General features: G+C 69.6%; 15 protein-coding genes. 10 read left to right on the forward strand and 5 right to left on the reverse strand.

Translation table 11 applies throughout. The features are described 5' to 3' along the window. Nucleotides 1-84 precede the first annotated feature (84 nt). A complete protein-coding gene (gene hutU / locus B842_RS05270; protein WP_040085562.1) occupies nucleotides 85-1,767 on the forward strand; it encodes a urocanate hydratase in 1,683 nt (560 codons plus the stop codon). Between the two features lie 2 nt (nucleotides 1,768-1,769). Next, entirely contained in the window at nucleotides 1,770-2,978 is a 1,209-nt protein-coding gene (hutI, locus tag B842_RS05275; RefSeq protein ID WP_040085564.1) for an imidazolonepropionase, read from the forward strand. Here the strand turns inward: hutI and hutG are convergent. Beyond that, nucleotides 2,960-3,868: a formimidoylglutamase gene (gene hutG / locus B842_RS05280; protein ID WP_040085565.1), complete on the reverse strand. Its 909-nt coding sequence runs from the start codon at nucleotides 3,866-3,868 to the stop codon at nucleotides 2,960-2,962. The genes hutI and hutG overlap by 19 nt on opposite strands. A 107-nt stretch (nucleotides 3,869-3,975) precedes the next feature. On the opposite strand from hutG, the gene B842_RS05285 reads away from it, so the two are divergent. Further along, nucleotides 3,976-4,716 carry an IclR family transcriptional regulator gene (locus B842_RS05285; protein WP_040085566.1) on the forward strand — a complete coding sequence of 247 codons (741 nt, stop codon included), beginning with the start codon at nucleotides 3,976-3,978 and terminating at the stop codon, nucleotides 4,714-4,716. Between the two features lie 48 nt (nucleotides 4,717-4,764). On the opposite strand, the gene B842_RS05290 is transcribed toward B842_RS05285, so the two are convergent. Further along, nucleotides 4,765-5,181, reverse strand: coding sequence for a hypothetical protein (locus B842_RS05290; protein WP_156119449.1), 417 nt, complete (start codon nucleotides 5,179-5,181; stop codon nucleotides 4,765-4,767). 88 nt (nucleotides 5,182-5,269) lie between these two features. Between B842_RS05290 and B842_RS05295 the strand changes: the two genes are divergently transcribed. The 4 genes from B842_RS05295 (at nucleotide 5,270) to B842_RS05310 (ending at nucleotide 11,962) form a co-directional block, all read left to right on the forward strand. Further along, entirely contained in the window at nucleotides 5,270-5,686 is a 417-nt protein-coding gene (locus B842_RS05295; protein WP_040085570.1) for a GNAT family acetyltransferase, read from the forward strand. Nucleotides 5,687-5,751: 65 nt separating this feature from the next. Then, nucleotides 5,752-7,974 (forward strand): DEAD/DEAH box helicase, encoded by a 2,223-nt coding sequence (locus tag B842_RS05300; RefSeq protein WP_040085571.1) that lies wholly within the window; start codon nucleotides 5,752-5,754, stop codon nucleotides 7,972-7,974. 130 nt (nucleotides 7,975-8,104) lie between these two features. After that, entirely contained in the window at nucleotides 8,105-10,003 is a 1,899-nt protein-coding gene (locus tag B842_RS05305) for a hypothetical protein (RefSeq protein WP_040085572.1), read from the forward strand. A gap of 57 nt (nucleotides 10,004-10,060) precedes the next feature. Beyond that, complete coding sequence (locus B842_RS05310; protein ID WP_040085574.1) at nucleotides 10,061-11,962, forward strand: hypothetical protein; 1,902 nt, start codon at nucleotides 10,061-10,063, stop codon at nucleotides 11,960-11,962. A 69-nt stretch (nucleotides 11,963-12,031) separates the two neighbouring features. Here the strand turns inward: B842_RS05310 and B842_RS05315 are convergent, their stop codons facing one another. From B842_RS05315 to putP, 3 genes are read right to left on the reverse strand one after another with little or no spacing between them, the layout of a single operon-like run. Then, complete coding sequence (locus B842_RS05315) at nucleotides 12,032-12,508, reverse strand: hypothetical protein (protein WP_040085575.1); 477 nt, start codon at nucleotides 12,506-12,508, stop codon at nucleotides 12,032-12,034. A 43-nt stretch (nucleotides 12,509-12,551) separates the two neighbouring features. Further along, nucleotides 12,552-13,205 carry an HNH endonuclease family protein gene (locus tag B842_RS05320; RefSeq protein ID WP_040085576.1) on the reverse strand — a complete coding sequence of 218 codons (654 nt, stop codon included), beginning with the start codon at nucleotides 13,203-13,205 and terminating at the stop codon, nucleotides 12,552-12,554. A gap of 52 nt (nucleotides 13,206-13,257) precedes the next feature. Next, entirely contained in the window at nucleotides 13,258-14,826 is a 1,569-nt protein-coding gene (putP, locus tag B842_RS05325) for a sodium/proline symporter PutP (protein WP_040085578.1), read from the reverse strand. A gap of 185 nt (nucleotides 14,827-15,011) precedes the next feature. On the opposite strand from putP, the gene B842_RS05330 reads away from it, so the two are divergent. The 3 genes from B842_RS05330 to B842_RS05340 are packed head-to-tail and all read left to right on the forward strand — an operon-like array spanning nucleotide 15,012 to nucleotide 20,070. Continuing rightward, complete coding sequence (locus B842_RS05330; RefSeq protein WP_040085579.1) at nucleotides 15,012-18,110, forward strand: DEAD/DEAH box helicase; 3,099 nt, start codon at nucleotides 15,012-15,014, stop codon at nucleotides 18,108-18,110. Beyond that, nucleotides 18,110-18,934 (forward strand): SWIM zinc finger family protein, encoded by an 825-nt coding sequence (locus B842_RS05335; RefSeq protein ID WP_040085580.1) that lies wholly within the window; start codon nucleotides 18,110-18,112, stop codon nucleotides 18,932-18,934. The genes B842_RS05330 and B842_RS05335 overlap by 1 nt, the downstream gene beginning before the upstream one ends. Beyond that, complete coding sequence (locus tag B842_RS05340; protein WP_040085582.1) at nucleotides 18,931-20,070, forward strand: metallophosphoesterase family protein; 1,140 nt, start codon at nucleotides 18,931-18,933, stop codon at nucleotides 20,068-20,070. The genes B842_RS05335 and B842_RS05340 overlap by 4 nt, the downstream gene beginning before the upstream one ends. The last annotated feature ends 4 nt before the right edge of the window (nucleotides 20,071-20,074 follow it).

The following is a 20,074-nucleotide window of genomic DNA, read 5'->3' on the forward strand; positions in this document are numbered from 1 at the left end:
CGATGACAGCCCCGGGCCACCCGGATCGCGGGTGCCCCGGGGCCCCGGCCTGATCGGCCCCCACCGTAGAAGGAGACCCACCCCATGACCGAGTCCCCGCGCACCATCCGTGCCCCGCACGGCACCGAGCTCAGCGCCAAGAGCTGGCAAACCGAGGCACCCCTGCGCATGCTCATGAACAACCTCGACCCGGAGGTCGCCGAGCGCCCCGAGGACCTCGTCGTCTACGGCGGCACCGGCCGCGCGGCACGCAGCTGGGAGGCCTACGACGCGATCATCGAGACGCTCAGGGACCTCGAGGAGGACGAGACCCTGCTCGTCCAGTCCGGCAAGCCCGTCGGCGTCTTCCGCACCAACGTCTGGGCACCCCGCGTGCTCATCGCCAACTCCAACCTCGTCGGCGACTGGGCCAACTGGCCCGAGTTCCGCCGCCTCGAGGCCGAGGGCCTCATGATGTACGGCCAGATGACCGCCGGTTCCTGGATCTACATCGCCACCCAGGGCATCCTCCAGGGCACCTACGAGACCTTCGCCGCCGTGGCCCGCAAGCGTTTCGGCGGCACCCTCGCCGGCACCCTCACCCTCACCGGCGGCTGCGGCGGCATGGGCGGGGCCCAGCCGCTGTCCGTCACCCTCAACGGCGGTGTCTGCCTCATCGTCGACGTCGACGAGTCCCGGCTCAGGCGTCGGCAGGCCAAGCGCTACCTCGATGAGGTCGCCACCGATCTCGACGACGCCGTCGCCCGCGTCAGCGCCGCCAAGGAGGAGAAGCGTGCCCTGTCCGTCGGCCTAGTGGGCAATGCCGCCGAGGTGTTCCCCGAGCTGCTGCGCCGCCACCGCGCCGGGGAGATCACCGTCGACGTGGTCACCGACCAGACCTCCGCCCACGACCCGCTCAGCTACCTGCCCACCGAGATCACCGTCGAGGACTGGCAGCGCGAGGCCGCCGAGGACCCCATCACCTTCACCAAGAAGGCACGCGAGTCCATGGCCGTGCAGGTCCAGGCCATGGTCGAGTTCCAGGACGAGGGCGCCGAGGTCTTCGACTACGGCAACTCCATCCGCGATGAGGCCCGCCACGCCGGCTACTCCCGCGCCTTCGAGTTCCCCGGCTTCGTCCCCGCCTACATCCGGCCCCTGTTCTGCGAGGGTCTCGGCCCCTTCCGCTGGGTGGCCCTTTCCGGCGACCCGGAGGACATCCGCGTCACCGACGAGGCCGTCAAGGAGCTGTTCCCCGACAACGAGCACCTCCACCGCTGGATCGACGCGGCAGGGGAGTACGTCGAGTTCGAGGGCCTGCCGGCCCGCATCTGCTGGCTCGGCTACGGCGAGCGGCACAAGGCGGGACTGCTGTTCAACCGTCTCGTCGCCGAGGGCAAGGTGAAGGCGCCCATCGTCATCGGCCGTGACCACCTCGACTCCGGTTCCGTCGCCTCCCCCTACCGGGAGACCGAGTCCATGCTCGACGGCTCCGACGCCATCGCCGACTGGCCGCTGCTCAACGCCCTCACCGCCACCTCCTCCGGCGCGACCTGGGTCTCCCTGCACCACGGAGGCGGCGTGGGCATCGGACGGTCCATCCACGCGGGCCAGGTGTGCGTCGCCGACGGCACGGAGCTGGCCGCCGCGAAGCTCACCGCCGTGCTCACCAACGACCCGGGCATGGGCGTCATCCGCCACGTCGACGCCGGCTACGACCGTGCCCACGAGGTCGCCGTCGAGCGCGGGGTCCGTGTCCCCATGCCGTTCGTCAGCCGCGAGAGGTAGCCATGAGCACGCTGTTCCACGGAATCTCCGAGCTGAGGACCGTCTCCGGGCTGGGCACGCTCAGCGACGCCGCGCTCATCGTCGACCGGGGCCGCATCGCCTGGATCGGCCCGCGCGCCGGGGCCCCCGCCGCCGACGCGGCGGTTGATCTGGGCGGCCGGGCCGTGCTACCCGGCTGGGTGGACTCCCACACCCACATGATCTTCGCGGGGGACCGCGCCGCCGAGTTCGAGGCCCGCATGAACGGGCAGGACTACCAGGCGGGCGGCATCGCGGTGACCATGTCCGCCACCCGCGAGGCCGGCGCCGTCCGCCTCGAGCAGCTGCTGCTGCGCCGCCTGGCCGATGCGCGCGCCGGGGGCACGACCACGGTGGAGACGAAGACCGGCTACGGGCTCGACGTGGACTCCGAGGCCCTGGCGGCCGACATCGCCGCCCGGCACGTCGATGACGTCACCTTCCTCGGCGCGCATCTCGTGCCGCCGGGGGAGGACCCGGACGAGTACCTCGCTCTCGTGCTCGGCGACATGCTCGACGCCGTCGCGGCCAACGTCAGCTGGATCGACGTGTTCTGCGAACGCGGGGCCTTCGATGAGGCGGCCGCCCGCCGCGTCCTCGAGGCCGGGCGGGCGCGGGGTCTGGGGCTGCGCGTGCACGGCAACCAGCTCGGGCACGGTCCCGGAGTGCAGCTGGCGGTGGAGTACGGCGCCGCCAGCGTGGACCACGTCAACTACGTGAGTGACGGTGACGTGGAGGCACTCGCCTCCTCGGAGACGGTGGCCACGGTCCTCCCCGCCTGCGACCTGTCCACGAGGCAGCCGCTGGCGCCGGCCCGGAGGCTTCTCGACGCCGGGGTCCACCTCGCCCTCGCCTCCAACCTCAACCCGGGCACGTCGTACACCTCGTCGATGGCCTTCTGCGTCACCACCGCGGTGCTGCAGCAGCACCTCACCCTCGACGAGGCCATCCACGCGGCCACCGCCGGTGGGGCGCGGGCGCTGCGGCGTCACGACATCGGCGGCGGCGTCGACCCCCAGGGCCGACCCGCCCGCGGCAGCCTCGTGGTCGGGGCCGCGGCAGACCTGCACGTGCTGGACACCCCCCACGCCATCGATCTGGCCTACCGGCCGGGGATGCCGCTCACGTGGCGGACCTACATCCAGGGGGTGCAGGTCCACCCGGAACCGCAGGATCAGTCCGACGGCCGATGACGCACGATCTCCTCCACGATCCGGGCCGCGACCCGCGCGGTCCGGCCGTCGACGTCGAGAAGCGGGTTGAGTTCGACGACATCGACCAGACGCAGCTTCCCGCTGCGCGCCACGGCTCTGACGAGCGTCAGGATCCGTGCCAGATCGACGCCCAACGCCGCCGGCGCGCTCACGCCGGGGGCGACCGCCGCGGGCAGGACGTCAAGGTCGATGCTCAGGTGGACGTCCGGGGCGTCCTCCAGGAGCTTTCCGACGAGCGCCTCGCACCCGGCCGACGTCATCTCCGCCAGCTCGACGTCGGTGGTCACCCGGACCCCCAGTTCCCGGGCGGTGTCGAACAGCGCCCGGGTGTTGTTGGGCACCGAGATGCCCAGCACCGCATAACGGAACTCCTCCCCGGCCAGGTCCGCGATCTGCCGGAACGGGGTACCCGAGGACGGGGCCGGCGCGACCCGCAGGTCGAAGTGGGCGTCGAGGTTGATGATCGCCGGACTGTGCCCCAGCGCCCGGCGCACCCCGCGGTGCGACCCGAACGCCGTCTCATGCCCACCGCCCAGCACGATGACGGTGTGCCCCGCGCGGGTCAGCTCCTCCACCTGCGCGGACAGTGCGTCGTGCCCGCCCTCCAGGTCGGTACCGGAGACGGTGACGGTGCCGGCGTCGAGAAGCGGGACGTCGGTGTGCACGGCCAGGGAGGCCAGGGCACGGCGGATCTCCGTGGGGCCGGCGGCGGCGCCGGGGCGGCCACCGTTGCGGCGGACCCCCTCGTCGGAGGCGAACCCGACGAGGGCGACCCCCGGCCGGTCGGTCGTGGTGGTGATGACGCTGTGCCAACGGGCGTGCCCGGCCCCGGGCCCGTCGTCGCGTCCTGTCCATTCATGGGTGGTCATGCGCCGTAGGATAACGCCACCGACCTCCCGCCACACCCGGCTGCGACGCAGCGTGGTCCCGCATACGAGACCGCCGACCCACAGACCACACACAGGTAAGGAGTGACATGGGACAGGTGCCCGCCGCGCGACACACGTTGCGCATCCTCTCGCTGCTCTCATCCATCGACGTGCCCGTCTCGGCGGCACGCATCATGACGGAACTCGACCTCCCCCGGTCGTCGACGTACCACCTGCTCGCCGTCATGGAGTCGGAGGGCTACGTCGTGCGCATCCCCGAGACCCGCACCTACGGACTCGGCATGGCGGCCTACGCCATGGCCAGCGCCTACACCACGCAGCAGCCGCTCGTGCGGCTCGGCGCCAAACTCATCGCCGGCGCCGCGGACCTGGTGGGAGGCTCCGGCCACATCTCCCGCCTGGCGGGCTCCGAGATCGTCTACCTCCACGAGGTCCGCGCCGCCGGGGCGGTCTCCCTGGTCACCGAGGTCGGCGTCCGGCTCAGCGCGGCGGGCACCGCCTCCGGGCGCGCCATGCTCGCCCACCTGCCCGCCGTCGAGGCCCGCGCCGCCTTCGCCACCAACCACGGGACCGGTGCCACGCTGCGCTCCTTCCAGGAACAGCTCGCCACCGTCCGTGAACGCGGCTGGGCGGAGGAGTACGAGGAGGTCTCCCGCGGCCAGCGCAGCGTCGCCGTGGCCGTGCTCGACCACCTGGGGCGCCCGGCAGCCGCCCTGGCGGTCACCTTCCGCATCGGCAGCGTCCCCGAGGAACGCATCCCCGCGGTCGCCGCGGAACTGGGGAAGGCCGCCGCCGAGCTCTCGCAGCGGATGTACGGCACGTCCTGACAGCGGGCCTGCAGCCCATTCCGAGAACGCCGCGGCGACTGGTGACCCCTACCTCTCCCCGCTGTACCCCTCGAGCACGCCGTCGACGAACTCGCCGAGGGTCTGGGTGGAGGCGCCGGTCCAGATGGCCGCGACCTGCTGCATCGGGGAGATGGTCTGCCCCTCGGGGTTGTGGATCACCCACGCGGCCTCCGGACCGGTGCCGCGCACGCCCCACTCGAAGTCGGTGTGGTTGCAGATGTACTGGCCGGCCAGGGCGCCGAGGCCGACGACGGCGTGCTCGGCGGGCGGGCGCTGGTCGGCGGGGGCCTGCTCCCAGTTGGCGCGGGTGAGCAGGTAGCCGCGGGTCAGGGCGTCGGAGTCCATGGTCATGAGCAGCTTGGTGCTCACCTCCCAGTTCTCCTGGATCCAGGAGTTCTCCTGCTCGGTGAGGGGGCGGATGGCCGGGTCGTTCTGTTCTGTCATGCCGCCCACGATACGGAGAACGGGCAGGGGAGTGGAGGGGTGGGGCGGAGCGTCGGAAAGCAGCATTGAAAACACCTACACTCATTGCATGATCATCAGCACCCTGCCTGCCGCCCGTATCCCTGAGGTCGTCGCCCTGTGGGAGGCGACGATGCTGACCCGGCCGTGGAACGATCCGGTCGCCGACGCGCAGAAGGCGCTGGACGGTGAGAGTTCGACGGTGCTCATCGGCACGGAGGGCTCCGAGGACGGGGAGATCATCGCGTCGGCGATGGTCGGTTTCGACGGGCACCGCGGGTGGGTGTACTACGTCGCGGTGAGCCCGGAACATCAGGGGGTGGGTCTCGGGCAGACGATGATGCATGCGGCGGAGGAGTGGCTACGGGGGCGGGGAGTGGGCAAGCTGCAGCTGATGATCCGTGGGGAGAATCACGCCGTCCGCAGCTTCTACCGCCGCCTCGGCTACGCGACGGAGGACGTGACCGTCATGTCCATCCGCCTGTAGATGCGACGTAGAACACCTGCTGGTGAATGGTGTTCCCACAGTAAGTGGCGTACTCTGGTCAGGCAATGAGCATTACCGATAACGCCACCGGCGGCGTGAACGAGCCGGATGACATTAATCTGTCGGAATCTCAGGAAAACCCGCAAGGTGACGCAGCGCAGGCTGCATCCGCCTCCACCGGGCCGCTGACTGTCGAGGATCTGGTTGATCCCGACGTGCCGGCCCAGGCGGATCTGGACACCAGGGACGCGGATACTTCTGAGGCCGCCGACTCCGAGAACACGATCTCGGACAACGCTGACAACGAAAACACTGCCGAAGCAGACGAGACCGTCGCTGACGCAGACGACAAGAACGAAGCCTCAGAGGATAAGTGCAAGGGGAACGGGTTCGACAACCTGGGCCTGCCCGACGCAGTCCTCAATGCGGTGCAGAAGGTGGGCTACGAGACCCCCTCCGCCATCCAGGCTCAGACCATCCCTGTTCTCATGCAGGGCAACGATGTGGTCGGTCTGGCACAGACCGGTACCGGCAAGACGGCCGCGTTCGCGCTGCCGATCCTCGCCCGCATCGACATCGAGGACCGCTCGCCGCAGGCGCTGGTCCTCGCACCGACCCGTGAGCTCGCGCTCCAGGTCGCGGACTCCTTCCAGTCCTTCGCCGACCACCTGGGCAAGATCAGCGTCCTGCCGATCTACGGCGGCCAGGCCTACGGCATCCAGCTGTCCGGCCTGCGTCGTGGCGCGCAGATCATCGTGGGCACCCCGGGTCGTGTCATCGACCACCTGGAGAAGGGCTCCCTGGACATCTCCCGTCTGCGTTTCCTCGTCCTCGATGAGGCCGACGAGATGCTCAACATGGGTTTCCAGGAGGATGTCGAGCGCATCCTCGAGGACACCCCGGGTGAGAAGCAGGTCGCACTGTTCTCCGCGACGATGCCCAACGGCATCCGCCGCATCTCGAAGCAGTACCTGAACGACCCGCACGAGATCACGGTGAAGTCCGAGACCCGGACCAACACCAACATCACCCAGCGCTTCCTCTTCACTGCGCACCGCAACAAGCTCGACGCGATCACCCGCATCCTCGAGGTCACCGAGTTCGAGGCCATGATCGTCTTCGTGCGCACCCGCCACGAGACGGAGGAGGTCGCCGAGAAGCTGCGTGCCCGCGGATTCTCCGCCGCCGCCATCAACGGTGACATCGCCCAGGCGCAGCGTGAGCGCACCGTCGACCAGCTCAAGGACGGCCGTCTGGACATCCTGGTGGCCACCGACGTGGCGGCCCGTGGTCTGGACGTCGACCGCATCAGCCACGTGCTGAACTACGACATCCCGAACGACACCGAGTCCTACGTCCACCGCATCGGCCGCACCGGTCGTGCAGGCCGTACCGGTGAGGCGATTCTCTTCGTCACCCCGCGTGAGCGCCGCATGCTCCGCTCCATCGAGCGTGCCACCAACGCGCCGCTCGAGGAGATGGAACTGCCGACCGTCGACGAGGTCAACGAGTCCCGCAAGGAGAAGTTCGCCGACTCCATCACCGCCTCCCTCGAGTCGAAGCAGATCGACGTGTTCCGCGCGCTGGTCAAGCGGTACTCCGAGGAGAAGGACATCCCGATGGAGGACATCGCCGCCGCCCTGGCCTCCCAGGCACAGGCCGGCGAGGACTTCCTCATGAAGGAGGCTCCGCCGGAGCGTCGTCGTGAGCGTTTCGACCGCGACGACCGCCGTGGTGGACGTTTCGACCGTGACGACCGTCGGGGCGGCCGCTTCGAGGACCGTGGCGAGCGCCGCGAGCGGGGTTCCCGCTTCGACCGTGACGGTGACTTCACCACGTACCGTCTGGCCGTCGGCAAGCGTCAGCACGTGCGTCCGGGCGCCATCGTCGGTGCCCTGGCTAACGAGGGTGGCCTGACGAACAAGGACTTCGGTCGCATCACCATCGCAATCGACCACACCCTGGTCGAGCTGCCGAAGGACATGGATCCGGGCGTCCTGGACCGTCTGTCCGACACCCGTATCTCCGGTCAGCTCATCAACATCGAGAAGGACACCGGTCGTCCGCCGGCCCGCGAGGGTCGGGGCGGTGGCCGTGGTGGCTGGCGTGACCGTGACGGTGACGATCGTGGTGGCCGCGGTGGTTACCGCGGTGGCCGTGACCGCGACGATCGTGGTGGTCGTGGTGGCTGGCGTGACCGTGACGGTGACGATCGTGGTGGCCGTGGCGGCTTCCGCGGTGGCCGTGACCGCGACGACCGCGGTGGTCGTGGTGGCTGGCGCGACTAGCCTCTCCTGCTGAGACACCCCCGTTCCCCGGATCTCCCGGGGAGCGGGGGTGTTCTCATGTGTGAGGGAAGGTGCATTGTGCCGGAGCCGTGTGATGGGATGGTGTGGTGACAATGTCGGAGGAGATCCTGTGAACCTGTACGAGGCGATCGACGCCCAGCTGCGGTCGATCGCGTTGCCTGAGGACCGGGGGCTCGCGCAACGCTGGTTCCTGCGCTTCCTCGCGGCCAACTCCCGCTTCACGGCGCTGCAGGCGGCGGAGATCGCCTCCCAGGTGGGGACCCGCTGGGGCATCGACATGATGCGGGACAGCATCGACGAGGCCTGGATCATCCGGCCGTTGCCCGCCACCCGGGCGGAGTGGGAGGCCGATGGCTACCGCGTCCCCCGCGACGCCCGCCCGCTGCTGGTCACGGGGGCGGACGGTCGGCAGGTGGAGCTGTTCCTGCTTTTCGACGTCGACCTGGTCCGCGACGACCTCGTCGGCACCATCGACCATGAGAGCCGCCGCGAGCCGGCGCCCCCGGCGGAGGGGGCGTCGGACCTGGCGGAGTTCGCCCTGCACATGGGGCGGCGGGAGCGGCACGCCTTCAGCCACCTGTGGAAGGTGGGTGTGCTGCTGCGCTGGGCGGACGTCCCGGTGGGTGCTCCCGCCCCCGAGCGTGGTCCCCTGGGGTGGGTGCAGACGGTCCGCACCGATCCCTCCTGTTGCCCCACTCCCCGGATGTGTGAGGAGGAGGCCTGCTACTGCATCGTGGTCCACCCCGACACGGAGGGCGCGGAGATCGTGGGGCTGGTCCTCTCGCTCATCGCGCAGCTCATGCTGGCCTGGACGCAGGGCCGGCGGGCCGGGCAGCAGTTGTGCGGCAACGGGGAGGCGCACGTCTCCAACCTGGAGATCGGCATCGTGAGTTGGGTGGTGGGACGTCGGCTCGGGTTCGGCAACCACCACGCCAACGTCGAGGCGTTCCGTTTTATCGAGAACCTCTCGGACTTCCCGGCACCCGATGACGTGGACTGGGGGTGTGTCATCGAGGCGATCGGCGTCATGGAGGATCTCCTCTGTGGGGAGGACAAGCCGGAGCTCCAGATCCCGCCCAAGCCCCGCCCTGCGATCGATGACGTGCCGGGCCTGGTGTCCGACCCCTTCGGTGTGGTGGGCCGTGAGCTGGCGATGCGCAAGAACGACACCGACGGTGAGGCCGCGGAGCGGTGGATGCTGGAGTTCGTGTCCTCCAACGGCCGGTTCTCGGTGCCGACGGCGCTGGCCCTCGGCTGGCAGCTCTACCGGCGCTGGGGTTCCGCCGTCGCGGGCGACGACTCCCGCTCCGCGTGGGCCGGCACCCTGGACATCCGTTCGGTGGAGGAGTGGTCGGTGCGGGGTTGGGTCCCGAACCCGCAGTCGGTGCAGCTCGTCGCCCCGGGCACGCACGGGCAGGAGGTCTACTACCTGCTGCGTGACGACGCCCTCGTGGCCAACCGCCTCGCCGCACTGCAGTCCTCCGTCGACGAGGGCCGCGACCGAACGGTGCCGGTCCGGTCGGCGCCGCACGACGCCCCCGAACTCACGGAGTTCGATGACCTGGTCGCACCCCGGGAGAAGGAGATGCTGCGCAATCTGTGGCGCGTCGAGATGATCCCGGTGCTCGTCGATTCCGTGGACGGCGGAACCGAGATACCCCTGGACCGTGGTACCCCGCCCTACCGGCTGCCCGTCGTGGTGGAGGAGGGGGTCAACCCGATGAACGAGATCATCGAGCAGCTCTCCAACCGGGTGCTCGCCTGGGAGCTGGGTGTGCTGCACACCGCCCCCATCGTCAACCAGCGTTTCTGGGCGGCCAGTGAGTGGGAGTCGGCGCTCGTCGCCCACGTGGCGGCCCGCCGTCTCGACCTGGACGTCGGTGAGCCCTCCCCGCTGGTGGAGGAGGCGCTCTCCCGCACGGAGCGGGTGCCGGGGCTCATCCGCTGGGCAGTCGTCTACCATGCGGCCGCCCGGGTGGAGGACCTGCTGCGGGGTTTCCCCACGTAGACCCTCTGTTCGAGGGGCGCCCGGGAGATGTCGTCCCGGGGTGGTTGACTGGGGCGCATGAACCGCCCCGCCGCAGTCAACCTCGCCATGGTCGACGACCGCCTCCGCTCCATCGACGCCCCCGGGACCCGGGCCCTGCTCGAGCGGTGGATGCTCACCTTCGCCTGCACGCACACCCGTTTTCCTATCGACGAGGCCCTGCTCCTCGGCTGGCAGTGGGGACAGCGCTGCGGCCACGAGACCATCGCCACCAGCGGCCGGGAACCCTGGTGCGCCCGGCCCATGCCGGCCACCGCGGCCGAATGGTCGGCGGACGGCTGCGTGGTCGACCCGGACACCCTGCCGCTCGTGCTGGAGGGTGAGGACGGTGAACTCGTCGAGTACCACGTCCTCTACGACACGGTCACGGTCGAGGAGGAACGATCCGTGTACGTCGACCACTTCCCGGAGCTCGAGCCGCTGGACCAGCATCCGAAGGCGGACGGGCACCGGGAGTTCGAGGACGTGCTCACCGTCCGCGAGCGGCTCATGCTCAGCCACCTGTGGCAGATCGGCGCGGTCGTCGGGTGGGACGCCCCTGAGGAGGAGACCCTCACCCGGGTGGTGGCGGAGGAGTACCGCGGGCTCCCGGGGCCGGACATCCTGGTCCGCCGTCTGCTCATCCGCCCCGACACCGGGGGCGTCGATGTCATGACGCTGGTCCTGCGCTTCCTCGCCGAGACCGCCTGGCTCATGGTCCTCGGGCGGCATCTCGGTGAGGTCGTGGAGGAACCGCTCGCCGAGGTGAGCACGCCTCTCGAGCTCGGCCTGGCGGTGGAGGTCACGCGGCGGCGGACGGGCGTCGGCAGGCAGTACGCCAACATGGACGCCTACCGCTTCCTCGAGGAGGAGACCGGGCTGCCGGCCCCGGAGGAGCTGCGGTGGTGGCTGGTCTTTGAGGTGGCGCAGCTCATGGAGGACCTGCTGCTCGGCCACGGTCCCGGAGAGGACTGGGACGAGGAGGACTGGGAGGACGAGGACTGGGAGGACGAGGCGGACGATCCGGAGGAGATCCACGCCGACACCCTCCGCCACCTCGACCGGCTCATGGCGGAGGTGCCGGAGGAGAAGGAGGACCTGGTCACCTCCTGGCTGCGTGACTTCGTCTGCGACAACCCGCGTTTCAGCACCGAGCAGGCGGTCGCGCTCGGGTGGCAGCTCTATGAGCGATTCGGGGACATGATGGCGGAGAATCCCCGCCTGCGGGGGCGCACCGGGGACCTGGAGCTGCGTACCGAGGAGGAGTGGACGGTCCGGGGACGTCGCGTCCGCGACGACGCCTGCCCCCTGTACGCGCCGGGCTCCCACGGCGGGGTGGTGGCCTTCCTGCTCTCCAGTGACACGGAGGTCGTCGATACGCTGGGGGCCCTGATCTCCGATGAGACCGACAGCGACTTCTTCCACCACCGTGCCCCGACGGAGGACACCCCCGAGCTGGAGAGCCTCCACGGGTACGTCAGTGACTACGAGCTGGATCTGCTGCGCAACGTCACCCGGCTGGGCATCCGCCCGGAGGTGGTCTACGGGCTCGAGCCCGATGACCTGGCCCTGTGGAGCGACGAGGAGGAGGGGCAGGAGGTGTGCTACATGCCGCTCGTCGTCGACGAGGACCGCAGTGTGATGCGCATGGCGATGGACCGGGTGATGAACATTCTCATGGCGGACCTGCTGGGGGAGTTCGAGGAGGCCGAGTTCAGCGACGGCCGCTTCGTGGTGTCCTCCACCCTGCTCGAGGAGGAGCTGGCGGTGCTCATCGCCGCCCGCCGCCTGGGGCTGGAGGAGGAGCCCGTCCTGGACGAGGCGTGGGACTTCTTCTTCGGCGACGTCCCGCCTGCCGACGTGCGGTGGGGGCTGGTGTACCTGGCGGCGGCGAACCTGGACCACCTCATGCGGGGCTACTGCTGGAACTCGAGCGACTGAATCGGGACAGGCCCCGCCGGAGCGGGGCCTGTGCCGGGGGAGGGGCAGCCGGAGCTGCCCGGCAGGTTCCTAGAGGAACATGAGGACGAACATGACGACCCAGAGCAGGGAGAAGATGCCGCCGAACATGGACAGCTGGGACTTGGTCTTGGCCCACTTCTCCTCGGAGAGGACGTCGGTCTCCGGGTCGTGGTCGGCCGGGTCGAGCAGGCCGAGGGAGCCCATCATCTTCTTCTGACGCGGGATGATGAGCAGAAGGAGGATGACCCAGGCGATGACGGCGAGGGCGATCGCGGCGTGGAACTGGCCCTGCTTCCAGTAGGCGCTGTCGGTCATCATGATGGCCACGCCGAGGAGCGGCACGATGGCGGCGAGCATGCCGTAGGTGCTGGTGAGCTTGTGCAGGACGGTGGCGGCACCGGCGGCACGGGTGTCCCCGCCCCGGGCCTTGAGGGCCTGGGTGTGGAAGCTGGAGACGGCGACGGTGACGGGGCCGAGGAAGAGCACGGCGGCCAGGACGTGAAGCGCGATCAGAATCGTGGTCATGCTGGTGGGCAGGCCTTTCGGGGGTTAGGTCGGATGAGACCGGTCAGAGATCCACGGACCACCCTAACCAGTGGCGCGTGACCACGTCCATTCGGCAGGTGCGCGTCATGGAGGCGACGTCGGCGGCCGGGAGGGGCAGGCCGTAGGTGGCGGCGACGACGGCCAGGCGTCGTGCGTACCAGCACCGCGCGCGCCGGTCCGCGGGCTGCCAGGCGGCGGGCAGCAGATCGGATTTCCGCTGGTTCGCGGCCCGGGAGGTGACCACCAGGTTGAGCGGGTCGTTGGCGAAGGCCTGCCGCTGCGCGGCGCTCCACCGGTGGGCCCCGAGGTCCCAGGCGGCGGAGAGTGGCATCAGGTGGTCGATCTCGACGCCCTCCCGCAGGTCGAGTTCCTCCCCGGTGAACGGGTCCCGCGCGATCCCGGCGGTGACGCGGCAGTCGTGGAGGGTGGCGCCGGCCGAGAGGAGCATCGCCTCGCGGACGGTGCATCCCTCGGTGGCGGCCCACCCGGGGCCGAACTCCGTGCGTTCGTAGCCCAGGACGCGGGGGCGCTGCGGCACCTGCCCGACGTGGGGAAGGGTCGCCGCGAGGTCAGGGAGTCCGGGTTCGGTGAGCGGGGGACGGGGGAGGGAGGTGACGGTGGCGGCGAGCAGCGTCGCCAGGGACAGCAGGAGCAGATAGATAAGGAAGGGCCTCACACCGGTATTGGACTGGTGTGAGGCCCGGAAGGTTCCTGCGGAGAGCGGGAGACTAGTTCTTCTTCACCTGTGCGGCAGCGGCCTCGATGTCGACGTCCGTGTCCTCACGGAACACGGTGTTGAGCTGTGCGGCCTGCTCGAACTCGCGCTGGACCTTCGCCGGCGGCGGGGAGGTGGCCAGGGAGACGCCGATGAGGGCGAGGGTGGCGGCGATGAAGCCCGGGACCATCTCGTAGATGATGTCGCCGTAGAAGTTGCCCCAGACGAACACCACGACGGCACCGGTGATCATGCCGGCCAGGGCACCGGCGGTGTTGAGACGCTTCCAGTACAGGGAGGCCAGCATGAGCGGACCGAAGGCGGCGCCGAAGCCGGCCCAGGCGAAGCCGACCAGGCCGAGGATGGTGTCGGAGGGGTTGATGGCCAGGACCGCGCCGATGATGGCGACGACCACGACGGCGGTACGGGAGAGGTTGATGAGCACGCCCTCGCTGGGCAGGCGCTTGGCGATGATCTTGTACAGGTCCTCGATGAGAGAGGAGGAGACGACGAGCAGCTGCGAGGACATGGTGGACATGATGGCGGCCAGCACGGCGGTGAGGACCAGGCCCGCGATGAGCGGGTGGAAGAGGATGCGGCCCATGTCGAGGAAGATCGTCTCGAAGGCGAAGCGGTCGGTGACGGCGATGTCCGGGTTCTGGGAGAAGAAGACGGTGCCGATCATGGCGGTGAAGGTGGCGCCGACGATGCACAGCAGCATCCAGCCGATGCCGATCCAGCGGCCGGTCTTCGCCTGGGCGGGGGAGGACAGGGCCATGAAGCGGACGACGATGTGGGGCTGGCCGAAGTAGCCCAGGCCCCAGGCGAGGTTGCCGATGATGGCGGCGGCGGAGACGCCGGCGATCATGTTGAAGTAGGTCGGGTTCCCCACGCCGTCGGTGTAGGGGCCGTAGTCGTTGGAGGCGGCCCAGGTCCAGATGTCGGAGGGGTTGTCCAGGGCGATGAGCGCCATGACGGGGACGATGATGAGCGAGGCGAACATGATCATGCCCTGGACGGCGTCGGTGTAGGACACGGCCAGGAAGCCGCCGATGAAGGTGTAGGCGACGGTGACGGCCGCGACGATGAGCATGCCGTTGAGGTACTCGCCGCCGAAGGTGGCCTCGAAGTAGCGGCCGCCGGAGACCATGCCGGAGGACACGTAGAAGGTGAAGAAGAAGATGATGATGAGCGAGGCGACGATGCGCAGGGCACGGGACTTGTCGTGCACGCGGTTCTCGAAGAAGCTCGGCAGGGTGATCGAGTTGTTGGCGATCTCGGAGTAGGCGCGCAGGCGGGGTGCGACCCACATCCAGTTGGCCCAGGCGCCGACGAGCAGTCCGACGGCGATCCACAGCTCACTCATGCCGGTGACGAACAGCGCGCCGGGCAGTCCCATGAGGAGCCAGCCGGACATGTCGGAGGCTCCGGCGGACATCGCCGCCACGAAGGGGTTGAGCTTACGGTCCGCGAGGACGTAGTCGTCGTATTTGTCTGTCTTGGTGAAGCTCCAGTAGCCGATCGCCAGCATCAGAGCCATGTAGAGGATGATGGCGATGATGAACCACGTTGTCTCGGTCATCGTCGTTCCTTTCCATTTTGTGGGATGTATCGAACGTAACGAGGCCGGGAAGGTGTTCCCAACCGCATGACACACAGAATACTGTGACCCAGGTCATATTATTGGAATATCCATGGAATGACCTGCATGGAGCCTGCCTTTAACAAAACCGTAACGATCGCCCTGCGGGTGGTACAAAGGTCTTTATGCCTTCTTTCCTCCTGCACGGTCTGTGGATGCCTTCCGGTCTCCACCTGTGGATCGAACAGGTGGAGGGCCACCGCGTCGTGCTGCCGTCCTCCGTGCCCCCGGAACAGTTCCCTCCGGCCGCCCGTTCGCTTCTCGACGACCGCTCCTACCGCCACCGCCTCAAGGTCGAGCTGCGCACCCCGCGGGGCCGCGAGGTGGAGCTGCGGATCCCCACCTCCGCCTACGCCCCCGAGCACGCCGTCGCGGTGCTCAGCCAGCTCTCCTTCCTGCTGCACCCCGGTGCGGCGGCGACAAAGGCGCAGCGTGCGGCCATCGCCCCCGACCTCATGTGGCTCATCCAGATGAACGCCGGGCTGACCCGTTTCGTGCAGGCCGGCCGCGTGGTGCCCAAGCTGGTGTTCGAGGACGGCCAGTGGTGGCCGCACTGGCAGCTGGCCTCCGGGCTGGGGGAGCGCGGCTGGCTGGCGGAGATGATCGCCGCCGCACCCGGCATCCTCACAGCCAACAACAAGGCGATCGAGGAGATCGCCGACCACCTCGTCCACTGGATCGCCGCGGACCTGCTGCAGGATCTGGCGACGAGCACCCGACCGTACCCGTGGCACGATTTCGCGGACTCGCTCATGAACTCCACCCCGCTGCGCCGCGGCGGCCCGGGGCTGCTGCGTGCGATGAACGACTGGAAGGACTCGATCACGGCGATCGACCTCCAGATGGTGTTCATCGTCGAGGAGCCCCCGCGCGAGGACGAGCTCGCCGAGACCTCCGGGGATCCGGAGGACGCGACCTGGCCGGTCCGGGTGCAGGTGCGCTCGGGCACGGACGCGCCGGTGCCGATCCGGGCGGAGGAGCTGGACCGGTCGAGCGTCGAGAAGCTCCGTCTCGCGCAGCGCCGCGCCATCAACATCGCCGAGCACCTGGACCCTGCCCTGCGGACCCGCGGGCCGGAACGGCACGAGGAACGCAACGGCGACTGGGACGTGTACCTGTCGACGGCGGAGATCGTCGACTTCATCTCCGGCGCCGTGCCGCGGCTGCAGGCGGCGGGTTTCACCGTCATGCTGCCGAAGGCGTGGTCGGCCTACGAGACGAAGGCGCGACTGGAGACCCGGGAGGTCGCCGACGCGGCCGGTGCGGCCACGCAGAAGCACTTCGGCCTGGACAAGCTCGTCGAGTACAACTGGCGCCTGTCCGTCGGCGACGTCGAGCTCAGCGACGAGGAGATGGACCAGCTCGTCCGCTCCAAGTCGGGCCTGATCAAGCTGCGCGGCGAGTGGGTCATGGCGGACCAGTCGGCGCTCAACAGGATCACCTCCTACATGGAGGAGCTCGCGGAGACCTCCCGCAAGCGGCGTTGCCGGGAACTGGAGAAGGCCGCGGCCCTGGCGGAACGGGCCCGCGTGGCGGAGCAGCCGGGCTGGGAGGCGCTCGTCGCCGACGTGGAGCGCCGCCGCGAGGAGTTCAACGCGGAGCACGCCGGCCACGACGGCTTCGGCGAGGTGAGCATCGCGGAGCTGCGGCAGCTGGCCCTGGAGTCCATGGTCGAGGACCCGGTCGAGTTCACCGGTTCCACCTGGCACACGGCGCTGCTCGGCGGGGCCGACGCGCTGACCACGAAGGCCCCGGAACGCATCGCGCTCCCCGACACCGTCGACGCGGAACTGCGCGAGTACCAGCGGCGCGGCGTCGACTGGCTGTACTGGATGTCCCGCAACAACTTCGGCGCGGTGCTCGCCGACGACATGGGCCTGGGGAAGACGCTTCAGCTGCTCTCCCTGCTGGCCATCGAGATCGACCGCGGGGAGGCGGCCGGGCCCACCCTGGTCGTCGCGCCGACGTCGGTGGTGGGCAACTGGGCGAAGGAGGCCGCCCGCTTCGTGCCCTCCCTGCGGGTCATGGTCCACCACGGGCCGGACCGCTACCACGGTGAGGAGCTGACCGAGCGGGTGGCGGAGTCCGACCTGGTCATCACGAGCTACGGCGTGGTGGGGCGCGACTTCGCCGAGATGGGGGAGCAGCCCTGGGACCGCGTCGTCCTCGATGAGGCGCAGGCCATCAAGAACTCCACCACCCGGGCCTCCAAGGCGGTGCGTTCCCTGCCGAGCCGCCACCGCGTCGCGCTCACCGGCACCCCGGTGGAGAACCGCCTCTCGGAGATGCGCTCCATCCTGGACTTCTGCAACCCGGGCGTGCTCGGTTCCGCGAGCTTCTTCCGCAACCACTTCGCCAAGGCCATCGAACGCGAGCACGACGAGCAGATGACCGAGCGTCTGCGTCTGCTCACCGCCCCGTTCATCCTGCGGCGCCTCAAGACGGACCCCGCGATCATCGACGATCTGCCGGAGAAGAACGAGGAGATCATCACCGTCGAGATGAGCACCGAGCAGGCGGCCCTGTACACCGCGCTCGTCGAGGACGTGCAGGCCCGCCTCGAGCAGCGCGAGGGCATGGCCCGCCGCGGCCTCGTGCTGGCCACGATCACGCGCATCAAGCAGATCTGCAATCACCCGGCGCAGTACCTCGGAGACGGCTCGCCCGTCACCGTCCGCGGCCGCCACCGCTCGGGCAAGGTCGAGGAGCTCATGAGGCTTCTCGACGAGGCCATCCGCACCGGCCAGCGCATGCTCATCTTCACCCAGTACAAGGCGTTCGGGGACATCCTCGTCCCCTACCTCTCGGAACGTCTCGGGGAGACGGTGCCCTTCCTCCACGGTGGCGTGACCAAGACGCGACGCGACCAGATGGTCGCCGAGTTCCAGGCCCCGGACGGGCCGCGCGCGATGATCCTCTCGCTCAAGGCCGGCGGCACGGGCCTCAACCTCACCGCCGCCAGCATGGTCGTGCACATGGACCGCTGGTGGAACCCGGCGGTGGAGAACCAGGCCACGGACCGGGCCTTCCGCATCGGCCAGCAGCGTGACGTGGCGGTGTACAAGATGATCACCGCCGGTACGCTGGAGGAGTCCATCCAGGACATCCTCGACGGCAAGACCGAGCTCGCCGGTGCCGTCATCGGCGAGGGCGAGGGCTGGATCACGGAGCTCGGGCCGGAGCAGCTGGCCCAGCTCATGAGTTACCGCGGGAGGGACGCGTAGTGGCCGCACCGAAGGACGACAACGTCATCTACGCCAACTTCGGCCGCAAGGTGCGTGTGGACACCCCCGAGCAGGCCCACCACCAGCGTGCCGAGCGACGTCCCGCCCTGGCCCCGGCCGCGGAGCTGCTGCTGGAGGTCGCCACCTCCCGGGCCGACCGTGGACGCCTCACGCGCGGCCGCGACTACGCCCGCGCCGGGCACGTCGTCAGCCTGGACCTGCGCAACGGCAGCGTCCACGCGCAGGTCGCCGGCTCCCAGAACGAGCCCTTCACCGTGCTCGTCCAGCTGCCGTACCGTAGCACCGACGACCTCGCGGCCGTCGCCGCCGAGCTGGCGCGCACCCCGAACGGCATGCAGGGGGCGCGGCGGGGCGAGATCACCCCGACGGTCCTGGGTACCCTCCTGGCGGAGGACGTCAACGACATCCGGGTGCGCTGCGACTGCCCCGACCCGTACGCGATCTGCAAGCACTCGGTGGCGGTGCTGGAGAAGCTGGCCGCGAAGATCGACGCCGACCCGCTCGCCCTGTTCGGACTCCGCGGCATGGACCTGACCTCCCTGGAGCAGGCCGTGATGGCGCAGGCCCGGGAGGTCTCCCGGGAGGCGGAGGAGGACCCGGAGCTCTTCTGGTCCGGACGTCCGCTGCCGGCGCTGCCGGAGCCCCGCACCGCCCCCGCGCTCGATGACTCGGACCTCGATCTCCTGCACAAGGCGATGCGGGCGATCTCGTACACGAACGTCGATCAGCTGCGCGCGGTCTCGGACATCGAAGACCTGTACGACCACCTGTGTCGGGGTGGCATGCTAGACAATGAGTCATGACCCCGGAACCCCACTCCGTCACCTTCCTCCACACCTCTGACCTGCAGATCGGCATGACCCGCTGGTTCCTGGCGGGCGAGGCGCAGGCGCGTTTCGACGCCGCCCGCCTCAACACCCTCCGCCGCCTGGGCGAGCTCGCGCTGGAGCACGACGCCGCCTTCATCGTCATCGCCGGCGACGTCTTCGACTCGAACTCCCTGTCCGCGCAGACGATGGGCCGCGCGCTCGAGGCCCTGCGGGCCCTGCCGGTGCCTGTTTACCTGCTGCCCGGCAACCATGATCCGCTGGTCGCGGACTCGGTGTTCCGGCTCATCGACGTCGAGGGGGTCCACCTCCTCGGGGACTCGGAGGTGGTGGAGGTCGCCCCGGGCGTGGAGCTGGTCGGCGCGCCGCTGCTGGCGCGGACCGCCGCCACGGACCTGGTCCGCCGCGCTCTGGAGGGGCTCGAGCCGACCGACGCCGTGCGCATCATGGTGGGCCACGGGCAGGCCGAGGCGCGGACCCACGACGCCCGCGCCGACCTCATCGACCTCGCCTACGTCGAGTCCCGCCTGGCCGACGGCACCATCGACTACCTCGCCCTCGGCGACACCCACTCGGCGCAGCCGGTGGGCACGAGCGGGCGGGTGTGGTTCTCGGGTTCCCCCGAGGTGACGGACTTCCGGGACCACGCCACCGCCGGCGGCGGGGAGACGAACTCCGGGAAGGCGCTGGTGGTCACCGTGTCCAAGGGTGCGGCCGAGGTGACGGAGGTGCCCGTCGGTGAGTGGACCTTCGAGGCCCTCGACCGGGAGCTCATGGGGGAGGAGGACGTCGCGGAGTTCCTCGCCACCCTCGACGCCTACCCGCACAAGGACCGCACCGCCCTCAAGTACGGTCTCCGTGGCACCCTGACGATGACCGCCACCCGCCTCCTCGAGGAGGGGCTGGAGGCCCGCCGCCCCGTCTTCGCGGCCCTCCACGAGCGTGAACGTCTCACCGACCTGCATCTGGAACCCGGCCCCGAGGAACTGGCGTCACTGGGGGTGACCGGCTTCGCCGCCGGAGCCCTCAGGGAGCTTGTCGACGCCGCCGTCGACGACCCCACCGCCCGCGACGCCGTCAACCTCTTCTTCCGTCTGGCCAGGGAGGACTAGTCCC

This window comes from Corynebacterium humireducens NBRC 106098 = DSM 45392 (assembly GCF_000819445.1).
GTDB classification, from domain to species: Bacteria; Actinomycetota; Actinomycetes; order Mycobacteriales; family Mycobacteriaceae; genus Corynebacterium; species Corynebacterium humireducens.